At 58.4% G+C, this 13,482-nt stretch carries 14 protein-coding genes and 1 pseudogene; 9 read left to right on the top strand and 6 right to left on the bottom strand.

Annotated features, from left to right (window positions below):
* Positions 1-116: 116 nt before the first annotated feature.
* From PL640_RS05290 to PL640_RS05275, 4 genes and pseudogenes are all read left to right on the top strand, one after another.
* Positions 117-911 (top strand): class I SAM-dependent DNA methyltransferase, encoded by a 795-nt coding sequence (locus tag PL640_RS05290; RefSeq protein WP_271361021.1) that lies wholly within the window; start codon positions 117-119, stop codon positions 909-911.
* Between the two features lie 123 nt (positions 912-1,034).
* Positions 1,035-2,108: a phosphoribosylformylglycinamidine cyclo-ligase gene (gene purM, locus PL640_RS05285; protein ID WP_271361020.1), complete on the top strand. Its 1,074-nt coding sequence runs from the start codon at positions 1,035-1,037 to the stop codon at positions 2,106-2,108.
* A complete protein-coding gene (gene purN / locus PL640_RS05280) occupies positions 2,105-2,779 on the top strand; it encodes a phosphoribosylglycinamide formyltransferase (protein ID WP_271361019.1) in 675 nt (224 codons plus the stop codon). The genes purM and purN overlap by 4 nt, the downstream gene beginning before the upstream one ends.
* A 131-nt stretch (positions 2,780-2,910) precedes the next feature.
* Positions 2,911-3,845 (top strand): annotated as a pseudogene (locus tag PL640_RS05275) (omptin family outer membrane protease).
* An 80-nt stretch (positions 3,846-3,925) separates the two neighbouring features.
* Here PL640_RS05275 and PL640_RS05270 read toward each other — a convergent pair.
* From PL640_RS05270 to PL640_RS05255, 4 genes are all read right to left on the bottom strand, one after another.
* On the bottom strand, positions 3,926-4,879 hold the full coding sequence (locus PL640_RS05270) for a peptidoglycan-binding domain-containing protein (RefSeq protein WP_271361018.1): 954 nt from the start codon (positions 4,877-4,879) through the stop codon (positions 3,926-3,928).
* Positions 4,880-5,023: 144 nt separating this feature from the next.
* The gene (locus tag PL640_RS05265; protein WP_142839523.1) at positions 5,024-5,635 is read right to left on the bottom strand and encodes an NUDIX domain-containing protein; all 612 of its coding nucleotides are present in this window, start codon (positions 5,633-5,635) and stop codon (positions 5,024-5,026) included.
* Between the two features lie 22 nt (positions 5,636-5,657).
* Positions 5,658-6,254 carry an NUDIX domain-containing protein gene (locus PL640_RS05260; protein WP_269698202.1) on the bottom strand — a complete coding sequence of 199 codons (597 nt, stop codon included), beginning with the start codon at positions 6,252-6,254 and terminating at the stop codon, positions 5,658-5,660.
* Positions 6,255-6,265: 11 nt separating this feature from the next.
* Positions 6,266-8,470 (bottom strand): molybdopterin-containing oxidoreductase family protein, encoded by a 2,205-nt coding sequence (locus PL640_RS05255; protein WP_271361017.1) that lies wholly within the window; start codon positions 8,468-8,470, stop codon positions 6,266-6,268.
* Between the two features lie 28 nt (positions 8,471-8,498).
* Between PL640_RS05255 and PL640_RS05250 the strand changes: the two genes are divergently transcribed.
* Positions 8,499-9,362, top strand: coding sequence for a 23S rRNA (adenine(2030)-N(6))-methyltransferase RlmJ (locus PL640_RS05250; protein WP_271361016.1), 864 nt, complete (start codon positions 8,499-8,501; stop codon positions 9,360-9,362).
* A gap of 3 nt (positions 9,363-9,365) precedes the next feature.
* On the opposite strand, the gene PL640_RS05245 is transcribed toward PL640_RS05250, so the two are convergent.
* Positions 9,366-10,313: a lysylphosphatidylglycerol synthase domain-containing protein gene (locus PL640_RS05245; RefSeq protein WP_142839520.1), complete on the bottom strand. Its 948-nt coding sequence runs from the start codon at positions 10,311-10,313 to the stop codon at positions 9,366-9,368.
* A gap of 261 nt (positions 10,314-10,574) precedes the next feature.
* Here PL640_RS05245 and PL640_RS05240 point away from each other — a divergent pair, with 261 nt between their 5' ends.
* The 4 genes from PL640_RS05240 to PL640_RS05225 all read left to right on the top strand — a co-directional run bounded on the left by PL640_RS05240 (position 10,575) and on the right by PL640_RS05225 (position 12,710).
* Positions 10,575-10,760: a type II toxin-antitoxin system HicA family toxin gene (locus tag PL640_RS05240; RefSeq protein WP_271361015.1), complete on the top strand. Its 186-nt coding sequence runs from the start codon at positions 10,575-10,577 to the stop codon at positions 10,758-10,760.
* 48 nt (positions 10,761-10,808) lie between these two features.
* Positions 10,809-11,198, top strand: coding sequence for a type II toxin-antitoxin system HicB family antitoxin (locus tag PL640_RS05235; protein ID WP_271361014.1), 390 nt, complete (start codon positions 10,809-10,811; stop codon positions 11,196-11,198).
* Between the two features lie 125 nt (positions 11,199-11,323).
* Positions 11,324-12,091: a ribonuclease T2 family protein gene (locus PL640_RS05230; RefSeq protein WP_271361013.1), complete on the top strand. Its 768-nt coding sequence runs from the start codon at positions 11,324-11,326 to the stop codon at positions 12,089-12,091.
* A 22-nt stretch (positions 12,092-12,113) separates the two neighbouring features.
* The gene (locus tag PL640_RS05225; RefSeq protein ID WP_271361012.1) at positions 12,114-12,710 is read left to right on the top strand and encodes a glutathione S-transferase; all 597 of its coding nucleotides are present in this window, start codon (positions 12,114-12,116) and stop codon (positions 12,708-12,710) included.
* Between the two features lie 115 nt (positions 12,711-12,825).
* Here the strand turns inward: PL640_RS05225 and PL640_RS05220 are convergent, their stop codons facing one another.
* The gene (locus tag PL640_RS05220) at positions 12,826-13,482 is read right to left on the bottom strand and encodes an outer membrane protein (RefSeq protein WP_142839515.1); all 657 of its coding nucleotides are present in this window, start codon (positions 13,480-13,482) and stop codon (positions 12,826-12,828) included.

Here is a 13,482-nt window from a genome sequence, read left to right as displayed (position 1 = left end):
CTTTCCGGGGCTTTGGGTCGCAACGGCAGGTTGACCGACCGCCAATATTAGACAAATATCAAATAATAGTCGGGCGAGCCCGCAGCGCTCTGTGATGTCCGGCGACCGGAGGCACGATGCAAGGCACCAGTGAAAATGGCATCGCGGAACATAACGCCGGTCTTTTCGATCACCCCGACATTGCCGAGTGGTACGACAACCAGCAGCTTTACCCGGCCGAACGCATTATTCTAGACCAGTTTCGCCATGCCTATGCCGGCAAACGACTGCTTGATCTCGGGGTCGGCACTGGCCGGACGACGAAGCCGCTTCTGCCGCTGGTGGGTGACTATATCGGCATCGACCGTTCGCAACCCATGCTGGCGCTGGCGCGGCGCAATTTTCCGGCAGCCACCTTTCTCGACATGGATGTGCGGGCGATCGGGCAATTCGGTGCGGAGCGTTTCGACTGCGTGCTCGGGGCGCTCGCGATTTTAAGCGCCTTCGGCCATGAGGATCGGCTCGCCATCATCCATGCCATCAGCAGCATTCTGGCGCCCGGCGGTTATTTCATCTTCTCATTTCATAACCGGCAATGGAAACGGGCCGGCGGCATGCCGTTGCACCGGCGATCCTGGCACCCGCGGGAAGTGGTGAATTCGCTGCATCCGCAAAGCTGGATCAACTATCTGCGCCTGCAGGCCGCCACCCGGCAGACACCTGAATACGCCATTCTGGTGGATCAGGCGCATCGCTGGAGCGGCCTGTTTTATTTCATCGACCTTGCCGCCCAGAGCCGCCAGCTGGAAGCGGCGGGTTTCGAAATCGTCGCCCGTTTCGGCGAGAACGGCCGGCCGATCGAGGAAAACTCCGATACGTCCAATGACGGGTTGCTTAATCTCGTCTGTCGTGTCGCTTCGCCGGCATCATGAGTGTCTCACACCGCAAGCCCTGCCAAAGCCGTTAAAAACCGGAGCTTTTGCCACTCAAACCCTTGCATCAGGCCCCGTCCCGTGCGAATGGCGACGCCAAAGGAACCAGCGGAGACGAGAGCCATGAGCCAGTCGGGCAAGAACGGTCTTACCTATAGTGACGCAGGTGTGGATATCGACGCCGGCAATCTGATGGTCGAAAAGATCAAACCGGCGGTGCGCTCGACACGGCGTCCCGGCGCAGATGGCGAAATTGGCGGCTTCGGCGGCCTTTTCGATCTGAAGGCAGCTGGTTTTACCGATCCGGTTCTGGTGGCCGCCAATGACGGCGTCGGCACCAAGCTGAAGATCGCCATCGACGCGGATTATCACGATACGGTCGGCATCGACCTCGTTGCCATGTGCGTCAACGATCTCGTCGTTCAGGGCGCCGAGCCGCTGTTCTTTCTCGATTATTTCGCCACCGGCAAGCTCGACCCGGATCAAGGTGCGGCCATCGTTTCCGGCATCGCTGCCGGTTGCCGCGAATCCGGCTGTGCGCTGATCGGCGGCGAAACCGCCGAGATGCCCGGCATGTATTCCGACGGTGACTATGATCTCGCAGGCTTTGCCGTGGGTGCGGCCGAACGCGGCCAGCTTCTGCCGGCCGGCGACATTGCCGAAGGTGACGTCATTCTCGGCCTGTCTTCCTCCGGCGTTCACTCCAACGGCTTTTCGCTGGTGCGCAAGATCGTTTCGGTTTCCGGTCTAGGCTGGGACGCTCCTGCCCCCTTTACCGAGGGCAAGAAGCTTGGTGAAGCACTGCTGACACCGACACGCATTTATGTGAAGCCGCTCCTGAAGGCGATCCGCGAGACCGGCGCGCTGAAGGCGCTGGCGCACATTACCGGCGGTGGTTTCCCCGAGAATATTCCGCGCGTTCTGCCCAAACATCTCGCCGCCGAGATCGATCTCGATGCGATCAAGGTTCCGGCGGTCTTCTCGTGGCTGGCAAAGACCGGCGGCGTCGAGGCCAAGGAAATGCTGCGCACCTTCAATTGCGGCGTCGGCATGATCGTGGTGGTTTCGGCTGAAAATGCCGCCAAGGTTACCGATGCGCTGACGGCGGAAGGCGAAACAGTGTTCCCGCTCGGCCGCATGGTCGCCCGGCAAGAGGGCGCACACGGCACGATCTACAAGGGTACTCTCGGCCTATGATGCGCGCCGCCCTGTCGTCCGGTCGCACACGTGTCGTCGTTTTCATCTCCGGCAGCGGCTCCAACATGGTGTCGCTGGCGAAAGCCTGCCAGGCGGCAGATTTTCCGGCTGAAATCGTTTGCGTCATCTCCGACAAGGCTTCTGCGGGCGGGTTGAAAAAAGCCCAGCATCTCGGCATTCCGACGCTCGTCTTCGAGCGGAAGACCTATGCCAGCAAGGTCGAGCATGAAGGCGCGATTCTGGCCGCACTTGGCGAAATCGCACCCGACATCATCTGCCTTGCCGGTTACATGCGGCTGATATCAGGCGATTTCATCGCGCCCTATGAAGGCCGCATCATCAATATCCACCCGTCGCTGCTGCCGCTTTTCCCGGGTCTCAACACCCATCAGCGCGCCATCGACAGCGGCATGAAGATTTCCGGCTGCACCGTGCATTTCGTGACCGAAGGCATGGATGAAGGTCCGACCATTGCTCAGGGCGCTGTTCCGGTCTTTTCCAACGATACGGCCGAGAAACTCGCGGCGCGGCTTCTGAGCGTCGAGCACCAGCTTTACCCACTCGCCCTGAAGCGACTTGCAGAAGGCAAAGTGCGGATGGAAGGCGGCAAGGCCGTCTTCACGGACAACGAAAGTAAATCCGAGTATTCTAGTCTGATTTCCACTTTCTGATAAAGAAATCACTAAAGTACAACAATACTTAAAGTGGTATTTCCGGAAAAATAAACCGATCATTTACCATAATCATCTCTAATGCCTGCAACGGCCCGTATTTCGGGCCCTCCGGTCAGTCAGGAGCGATTATGCCATTTTCGAGATATTCCCTGCCGCTTACGGCAGTTTTGCTGATGGGCACCAGCCTGCCGCTCGCCGCGGAACAAAGCGGCATTACCGCCTCGCTGGATGCCGGCGTTCTCAATCTCCGGGCAACGGAAACCGTTCATATTGGCGGCAGCAAGCTGAGCGAACTCGAATGGGAAACCAAAAACGCATGGCGTTGCGCGGCTCTCTCGGGCTTGAGCTCGCACCCGGCTGGCGCGTGAAAGCCGAAGGCCGCGTCGGTTTTGAAGGCGACGGCTACATGACCGACTATGACTGGATAGCGCCTTTTTCCAGAGACAGCTCCAAAAACAACTGGAGCCATCGCTCCCAACACGATGATACGCGACTTGATCACTATTTTTCGGGAAGCTTCGAGCTTAACCGCATGCTGCTGGATGATCCCCAGCAATATCTCAGCGCCGGCGTCGGTTTTCGTTATACGGATGTGCAATGGTCGGCCTATGGCGGCAGCGCCGTCTACAGCCTTTTCTCTCGAAGAGATCTGAACATCAGGTTCAAGGACGGTGAAAAGGGCATTACCTATCGCCAGCAAATCCCCGCCTTCTACGGCAACCTGACCGGCGGCCAGAGATTCGGCAACTGGTCGCTCAATGCCGGCCTGGAGGGCGGCGCGATGGTTTTTGCCAAAGCGACGGATGATCACTGGATGCGCGATATGCGCTTTACCGACAAATTCGATGTTGCCGGCATGTTCGGGGTGAAGGCGGGTGTTGCCTATGACCTGACCCAGAATGCCTCGATCTACATAGATGGCGCCTATGAATATACCAGCCTGGGGCGCGGGGACACGCATTATAGCGGCGCGGGTGCCGGAAACCTGACTTCGGAAAAGAATGCCGGCGGCGGCGACCTGCAGTCGATTTTCGTGGGCGCCGGTATCAAGGGCCGGTTCTGACACCCAATAAGGGCTGCCCAGAAAACCGCGCCTCGTTAAAGGCGCGGCTTTGATTTATGGGCACATTGCCCAATCAGTATCTAAAACCAGTCCTGCTGCCAGATATAATCACGGTAGGCCCATGGCGGCGTGTTGGCCAAGGTTGCCTTGGAATATATCTTCAACAATTCGGCACCGAAGGTTGAAGCGCCGGGAACAAGGCCGACCTCCCATTGAAAATGCCACCATTCCGCGCCGAGATAATCGCCACCCTTCTCGAAGGCTGCGCGTGCGCGGATCGGTTTGAAACCGTTCTTGGCAAAAAGGGCCGTCAAGTCGAGGAAATGGCCCGTGACGGAAACTCCCTTGACGCGGTTCTTGTTGGTCACGACATCGGGGATCGTCTGCTGCGGCGGCAAAGCTCCTTTTTCAGCCCTATCCTGCCAGCAACGGGCATAAACATTGTAGCGTCTCTCGCCGATCCGCTGGGCGACATAGGCGTCGGTCGCCGGATCCTGCATGCCGCTCCAGATGAAAAGATCGAGCGCCCGGCCTGAGTAGTGAAAAGATGTGGCGCTGCGGTTTTTGCTGACCGTGGCGTTTAAATCGCGGACGCCGCCGGAAGAGGTCATCAATCCACCCTGGCGACGAACCTCCTTGTAGACCTGCTTATAGGCGGACATGACGTCGCTGCGCAGCCTGACACGCGGATAGCCTTTTTCCTTTCCCGTTCCGAAAAGGTCCGCCTCACCTATCTCGATGCTGTAGCTCGCATCGCCTGCCAGTGATAGCGGCGAGACCAATTCCCGCTGCCGTGTTTCATATGCCTGCTGCAAGGCAGCGAGCGTTACAGGCCCTATGCGACCATCTTCATAAAGTTGATTGTCCGCCTGAAATGACAGTACGGCTTCTTCCGTATCCGCACCGAAGACGCCGTCCGTCTCGAGGCTTTCATAATCGGCCGAGGCCGATTTTCGCCCCTCGAAATGCAGAAAATTCAAAATTTCCTGGATCGCCTGCACGGCACTGCCGCGCGAACCCTTTTCCAAAATCATAGCCAGCCCCCCAGCCGCTTGTGAACCTAGACACACCAAGCTTACCGGGGTTGATTAATTAATCAACAACAATTTTTAATTGAATTTAAAGTAATTTAGAGTATAGTTCGAAAGACATTCCCTGTTTTCGCACAGCCTTTAATATTAAAGGCTGTGACGGTTGAGCATTGCCCATTGCAGCAGGATAATCGTCTTGGAATCGGTGATTTCGCCGGATGCGATCATCGCAAAGGCTTCGTCGAGACCATAGGTCAAAACTTCCAGATCCTCGCCTTCGCTCGCCAAACCACCGCCGTTACCGGCCTGCACGTCGAGATCGATATGCGCGACGAAGAGGCTGACCTTTTCCGTCAAGGTTCCGGGGCTGGCATACATGTCGAAGAGATAATCGACCTTCTCGACCGCGTAACCGGATTCTTCCATCGCCTCGCGGCGAATGGCGTCGGCCGCATTGTCGTCATCGAGAAGGCCGGCTGGCACTTCGATCATGAAGCTTGGATCGCCGTTTACGAAAGCGGCGGGACGGAACTGCCGCACCATCACCACGCTGTCGCGCTTCTTATCGTAAAGCAGAATGGCCGCGGCGCTGCCGTGGTCGTGCACTTCGCGCACGATGCGGATCGTTTTGCCATCCGGCATGCGCTGGTCGAAAATAAGCTTCTGCATATGCACGAAGCCCTTCCAGACCGTCTCTTTTTCCACCAGCCGTATTCTGTCCGCCTCGCCGGCAGCAGTCATTTTCAATGAACGGTCCATAGTCACTCCGCAGGCAATTCCGTCACAGGGTGAGGGACGATTTGTTCAGGGCCGCCCATTGCAGCAGCATGATCGTTTTTCCATCGCAGATATCGCCAGTTTCTATCATCTTCATGGCATCCGCCAGTGAAAACTCCAGAACCTCGATGTCCTCGTCCTCATGTGCGGCACCGCCGCCCTCCTCCACCCGATCCGATGAATCGATGATGGCGGCAAAAAAGTGCAGAATTTCGGTCACGGAACCGGGCGACATGAAGGATTTGAACAGAAACCGCACGTCTTTCACGACGTATCCGGTTTCTTCCATCACTTCGCGGCGAATGGCCTCGGCCGGGTCGTCACCATCCAGCAGGCCGGCGGGCGCTTCCAGAAGCCAGCCGTGATAGCCGTTCACGTAAGTGGGCACGCGAAACTGCCGCACCAGCACTACCGTCTCGCGGCGCGGATCGTAAAGCAGGATGGTCGCGCCATTGCCGCGATCATAGGCCTCACGCCGGATGACTTTCGTTTCACCTTTCGAATTGGTGTAATCATAGGTGATGTTGCGGAGATGATACCAGTTCTTCGAGAGCGTCTCGTCTTTCAGAATTTCAATCTTCACATTGTCGAACTTGCTCATTCCATGTCCCGTCAGTCTTTGCGCAGCCAAACCTTGTTGTCATGGAAAGCCGCGCCACCATAGGGGGCAACGGCATCGGCGCCGGTGAGAACATTGATGCCCTCGCCATCCAGATGCGCCTTGTTGGGCCACAGCCCTTCGGCAATCAGCACGCCTGACCTGGCGCCCTCAACAATCTTCGCATGGAGGCGTACTTGGCCGCGTGCGTTGCCAATGCGGACGATGTCGCCATCGGCGATACTGTGACCGGCGGCATCCTCGGCGCAGATCATCAATTCCGGGCGGCCTTCCTTCTGCACGGAGGTCTTGGTTTCCGCAAAGGTGGAGTTCAGGAAGTTGCGGGCCGGCGATGTCGCCAGCCGAAAGGGATGATCCCCGTCGGCGGTCTCGATGACATCCACCTGATCCGGGAATTTCGGAAACTCGGATACCGGCCCCATGACGCCGATATTTTTCGGCGGTTTGTTTGGAGACGGCCCCGTTGCCCAGTCCGGGCTGAACCGGAACTTTCCGTCGCCATAACCAAAGCCCTCGAGATAATGCGCCACCTCGAAAGACGGCTGCGCATCGATCCACTTCTCCTCCGCCAGCGTGTCGAAATCACCCCAGCCGCTGACTTTCAGCATACGGTCGACATGCTCGCGGGCCGAAAGGCCGAAACCGGGCATATGATCGACGCCGAGGCGTTTCGCCAGTTCCTCGATAACGAAGAGGTTGGTGCGCACCGTTTCCGGCGGCTCGACAAGTTTGGGCCCAAGCAGAATATGGTTCTGGCCGCCGGCGCGGTAGATATCGTCATGTTCGAGGAACATGGTGGCCGGCAGCACGATATCGGCCACATCAGCCGTCTCGGTCATGAATTGCTCGTGCACGGCAACGAAAAGATCGTCGCGCAGGAAACCCTGCTTCACCAGCCGTTGTTCGGGCGCGACATTGACGGGATTGGTGTTCTGGATGAGCAGCGCCGTCACCGGGCCGCCGTGGCGCAGCGCATTGGCATCGCCCGTCAGCACGGGGCCGATCTGCGACTGGTCGAGCTGGCGCACATCGGGGTCGGCATAGGCCGTGCCCATCAGTTCCGCCTTGTTGAGCCGGAAAATATCGCCGTTATTGTGGAACGCCCCACCGCCCTCATATTGCCAGGAGCCGAGCACGGTGGCGATCGACAGGGCGGCGTGCATGGCGACCGCGCCATTGCGCTGGCGGGCAAAACCGTAACCCAGCCGGAAAAACGTCTTTTTCGTCGTGCCGACAAGCCTTGCGAGATCCTCGATCTCGTCGACGGAAAGGCCTGTAATCTCCGACGCCCATTGCGGCGTCTTCGTCTTCAGATGCGCTTCCAGCCCGGCCGGATCGTCGGCAAAGCGCGCCATATAATCGCGGTCGGCATAACCATCGCGAAAGGCGATGTGCATGATGGCGCAGGCGAGCGCTGCATCCGTGCCGGGGCGAACGACGATGCGCATATCGGCCTGTTTCATCGTCGGATTATCGTAGATATCAACGACGACGATCTTTGCGCCGCGTTCCTTGCGGGCCTTGACCGCATGGGTCATGACATTGACCTGCGTGGCGACCGCATTGGTGCCCCAGATGACGACGACATCGGCCTTGCCAATCTCGCGCGGATCGGGGCCACGCAGCGCACCCGTGCCCATCACGTAACCCGTCCAGGCCATGTTGGTGCAGATCGAGCCGAAGAAGCCGGAATATTTCTTGGCGTGGCGCAGCCGCTCGATGGAATCGCGCTGCACCTGCCCCATGGTTCCGGCGTAGAAATACGGCCAGATGGCCTCGGCGCCATGCCGGGCCTCCGCCTTGACGAAAGCATCCGCCACCTCGTCCAGCGCCGCTTCCCAGGAAATCTCCTGCCAGTCACCCGCCCCTTTTTCGCCCTTGCGGCGCTTCGGGGTCAGCAAACGGCCGGGATGATAGATGCGTTCGGAATACCGCGCCACCTTGGCGCAGATGACGCCGGCGGTGTATGTATTGCTATTGGCGCCGCGCACGCGGCCGATACGGCCTTCCGCGTTGATATCGACCTCCAGCGCGCAGGCGCTCGGACAGTCATGCGGACAGACGGTGTGGCCGATACGGAGTTCGGCCTTGGTGGCGGCTTTTTCAGCGGAGATCGGGGTCGCAACGTTCATGGCTTTTGTATATTGCATCAATGTTGCGGCCAAAAGGCCGAAGTGACGTCCATCAAGAATATTCATCCTGGCCATCTGCAAGCGAGACACATCCATGAACTACCGCCACATCTATCACGCCGGCAATTTCGCGGATGTTCTCAAACACGCGGTTCTTGCCCGCCTGGTGCGCTACCTGCAGAACAAGGACAAGGCGTTTCGGGTGCTGGATACCCATGCCGGCATCGGGCTTTATGACCTTACCTCGGAAGAGGCGCAGAAGACCGGCGAATGGCAGACCGGCATCGGCAAGCTGGTGGAGGCCGACCTGCCCGCCCCCATCGCCGAACTGCTCGAACCCTATCTCACCGCGGTGAAGGAGCTCAATCCGGAAGGCGGCATTCAATTTTATCCCGGCTCGCCGAAACTCGCACGCATGCTGTTTCGTCCGCAGGATCGGCTTTCGGCCATGGAACTGCATCCGGACGATAGCCGGGCTTTATCCCGTCTCTTCGAGGGCGATTATCAGGTGCGTGTGACCGAGCTGGACGGCTGGCTGTCGCTCGGCGCGCATCTACCGCCCAAGGAAAAACGTGGCCTTATCCTCGTCGATCCGCCTTTCGAGCTTGAAAACGAATATCAGCGACTGGCCGATGGCCTGAACAAGGCCTATCGGCGTTTCTCCACGGGCACCTATTGCCTGTGGTATCCGCTCAAAAAAGGCGCGCCGATCAAGGATTTTCACGAGCGGCTGCAATCCTTCGACATTCCGAAAATGCTGTGCGCCGAGCTTTCCGTAAAAAGCGACCGGCTGGAAGGCCTGAGCGGCTCCGGCCTTATCATCGTCAACCCGCCTTATACGCTGAAGGACGAGCTGCACACGCTCCTGCCCTTCCTGAAAACGGTGATGGCGCAGGACCGCTACGCCTCGCACCGCGCCTTCTGGCTGCGCGGCGAGGAAAAGTCGGAGGAGGACTGAGGATTACCTCAGCCCTTCCCGCTTCTGCGCCTCTGCAAGCTGTGACCGCTCGAAGAACAGGATCACGAACAGGGCCATGATGAACGGAATTATGAGGTAGAACAGCCGGAAAACCAGCAGCGCCGCGATCACGTCCGCCGGGTTCATATCCGGCAGACCGGTGACGAAGACCAGTTCCAGCACGCCAAGCCCGCCCGGCGCATGGGAAATCAGCGCGGCCGAGAAAGAAATCAGGAAGATCCCGAGGATGATCATGAAACCGGGATTTCCGGCCTCCGGCAGCGCAAAATAGATGATGCCCGCCGCACCGATCAGCTCGATCGGCCCGATGACCAGCTGTTGCGCCACCAGTTTCGGTGCCGGATAAGGCAGGAAAAACGAGCGGATTTTCAGCGGTTTCAGCTTCAGCAGACTGCCAAGCACGTAAAGGCCGACGATAACAAGCAGCAGGATGCCTGTTGTTGTGGAGGCCTCGACGGGAAGGATGCCGGTGAAGCGTTCGGTGATGTCAGGCTCGTAAAGCAGCACCATGCCGATGAGCATGATGGTTCCGATGATGAAGGTGAAGGAGCAAAGACCAACGAGAACGCCGACCTCGGCAGCGCTCAGACCCTTGGACGTATAGGCCCGGTAGCGCACCACGGCGCCGGAAAACACGGAAGCGCCGACATTGTGGGAAAGCGCATAGGTGGTAAACGAGGTGAGCGTGATGAAGAACCAGTTCACCTTGCGGCCGAGATGCTGGAGCGCAATGCGGTCGTAGCCGGCAAGCGCGGCATAGGCCAGCAGTGTGGCCATGCCGGAGCACACCCAGTCCCGCACACGGATGGCCATGAAGCTTTCCCAGAGATCATCAAGCGAAAGACCGCGCAGCTCATGATAAAGCAGCCAGGCTGAAAACCCGATCGTCGCCAGACCAACGACAGGCCAGATATATTTCTTAAATCTCATGCGGTCATGCCGCCTATTTCCTCCAGCTTCACCCCAGCCTCCTTCCGTCTTTCGCGGAAGATTCGCCGGAGTCTATTCGTTATGCGGCGAAGCTTTCAACCTTTTCACAAAAAATTGCCTGTCACCTTTTGTTGCCGTGTCACACTCCTACCCCACGTGGTCCTCACGCAGCATTCACAAGGCTGTAATCGTGCAAATATATGCACAGCAGAAATTGACCTTTCCTGTTGCGAGTGCAAATATATGCACAGCGGAGATTTAATGGAAACAAATGCTGCTAAAGTCATCAAGCGGCTGAAAGAAGAAGGTTGGGCGTTCGACCGGCATGGAGCTGCCCACGACATCTATCGCCACCCCGAAAAGGGATTTGTACAGGTGCCGAGGCACCGTCAACTCAGTCCCGGCGTGGCGGGTTCCATTGCGAAGAAGGCCGGGTGGAACGCTTAACGTTCCCGTCGCGAAAAACCAATGTTCAACGACCTATGGAACTGCGAAATGACTGTCAGGTATCCCGCACTTATAGATGGAGAGAAAGGCGCTTATGGCGTGGTCTTTCCGGATATGGACGGCGTGGTCGCCATGGGTGAAACCATAGACGAAGCGATTATCAACGCCGAAGAAGCCCTGCGCGATTACGCGCTTGAAATGGACCGAGACAACGCGCCTCTGGCGGAACCCAGCGCGCTCGAAGAGGTATCCGTGCCTGGGGGAAGCATGTTGACGAGTGTGCCACTCATTCGTCTTGCGGGAAAACCCGTGCGTGCCAACATGATGCTTGACGCCGACGTTCTCGATTTCATTGATAAGGAGTCCACCAGACGCAAGATGACGCGCACCAGCTACGTCAACTGGATGACGCGACGTATTGCGCAGATGGGCGGCTGAGGGATTGTGGGAAGTATTGGCAGCTCACACGAAACAACATTTGCCCCGTTCACAAGTTGATGTAAGACCGCTTTGTCGTCTTCAGGCGATGTGAGGTCATCCACTTTCCGGAGAGCGTGCACGGAATGAATCGTTATGCCGGTTTCATCGCTTTCGGTATTCTGTCGCTTGCCGCGCTGTGGTTTGCGCAGGAACAAACCGTTCCCACCAGCTCCAATCCGAACCGCCAGACACAATCGCAATCACAGCCCGCTGGAAATCCAGACGCACCTCGACGCGATGCATCCCAACAGCATGCAGGCAACAACCCCGCCCCTCGCGGCACGGGTTTTGATTTTTACGTGCTATCATTATCCTGGTCGCCGGCATTCTGCGCCAGTTCGGAAGGTTCCGGCAATCGCCAGCAATGTGGCAGCGACAGGCGTTACGGTTTCGTCGTGCATGGGCTCTGGCCGCAAAACGAAAACGGCTATCCCGAATTCTGCAAAAGCGGCGAACCGGACCGTGTGCCGGACGCGCTCGGCCGCAGCATGTTCGATATCATGCCCTCCATGGGTCTGATCGGCCACCAGTGGCGCAAACACGGCTCCTGTTCCGGCCTGTCGCAGAAAGATTATTTTTCAGTGACGCGGACCGCATTTGAAGCCGTGACGCTGCCGGGCAAGATCGCCTCGGGCGCGCAAGCCGCCACCCTTTCCGCCGACGCCATCGAAACCGCCTTCACCGACGCCAATCCCGGCCTGTCGAAACGCGGCATCTCGATCAGCTGTGATGGAAAGCGCCTGGAAGAAGTGCGCATCTGCCTCAACAGGGACATGACATTTCGCGACTGCCCCGAGCTTGACCGCAAAGGCTGCCGCGCCGGCTCCACCGAAATCATCCCGATACGCTAATTCAACCCCATAGGACCCAACCATGGAACTGCTCTATTCGCCCGCCTCCCCCTATTCCGCCAAGGTGCGCATGGCCGCCCGCCATCTCGGCATGGAGATTACCGATGTGCGCGTCGACGCCAGCGCCGAGCCCGCAACGCTGATGGAGAATAATCCGCTCGGCAAGATCCCCGTCCTGCTGCTGGATGACGGCGGCTCGGTTTATGACAGCGTGGCGATCATGCATTATCTCAACCGTCTTTCGGGCGGCAAGCTTTACCCGAAAAAGGACGGCAAGCGCACGGAAGCGGAAATTCTGGAAGCGCTTTGCGACGGCATCATGGATTGTCTCCTGGCCATCGTTTACGAGCGCCGTTTTCGCCCGGAGGACAAGATCCATCAGCCGTGGATCGACAAGCAGTGGAAAAAAGTGGTCCGGGGCCTCGACCATCTGAACGCCAACCTGCCCAAGACCGGCAAGAAGCTGCATGGCGGCCATTTCGCGCTGGCAGCGATGATCGGTTATCTCGACCTGCGTTTTGCCGGTGAATGGGCCGAAGGCCGCGATGCGCTGGCACAATGGCCGGAGATTTTCGGCAAGCGTTTCGAAGCCTATGCGGAAATGAAGGCAGCCGCCTGAGGCGAAGCGGAACAGTGCCCGGCCAGGTCGCCGGGCGCTCTCGACAGTCTACAAAAACAAAAACAAAAAAGCCGGGGTTTGCGCCCCGGCTTTTCCTTGACCGATCCGTGAAGGATCAGAACTTGACGCCGATACCCGCCTTGACGGAGTGATCGTCGAAACCGCGCGAGAATGCGCCGGAGTCGAGACCGTAGTCCTTCTTCTGGTAGTCGCTGTAGCGATATTCCAGACGAGCGGTGATGTTGTCGGTCACCATGGCTTCAACACCGGCACCAACGGTGTAACCGAGGGCGGTGGCGCTGTCCTTGGAGGTCGCGTCACGAACCTTGTTGTCGGAGACAGCAAGACCGGCCGTACCATAGAGCAGGAACGGGTTCATGTCGTAACCAACGCGGCCACGCAGCGAGCCGTTGACGCCCTGCTTGCCTTCGATGGCGCGACCGGCAACCGTACCGGCAGAGCCCTTCTCGTCGCCCAGGTTCACGTCTGCTTCCGCACCGTAAACGATCTGGCCGCTCTGCATGTTGTAACCACCGTACAGGCCGCCACCGAAGCCCTTGGCGTCACGGCCGTCATTGCTGGAGCTGAAACGGCCCCAGTCATAGTTGACCGTACCACCGAGGTAAGCGCCAGACCAATCCTTGACCGGTGCGGGCTGGTCGTAGGACACCGGTGCCTGGGGCACTTCGTTTACGGCGTCAGCGGCGTGAGCAGCCGAAAAGCCGGCAGCTGCCATGGTCGAAGCCATAAGGGTTGCTACGAAAATACGCAT

Source organism: Agrobacterium sp. ST15.16.024, assembly GCF_027956545.1.
Classification (GTDB): Bacteria; Pseudomonadota; Alphaproteobacteria; order Rhizobiales; family Rhizobiaceae; genus Agrobacterium; species Agrobacterium cucumeris.
This window is presented reverse-complemented; position numbering and strand designations above follow the sequence as displayed.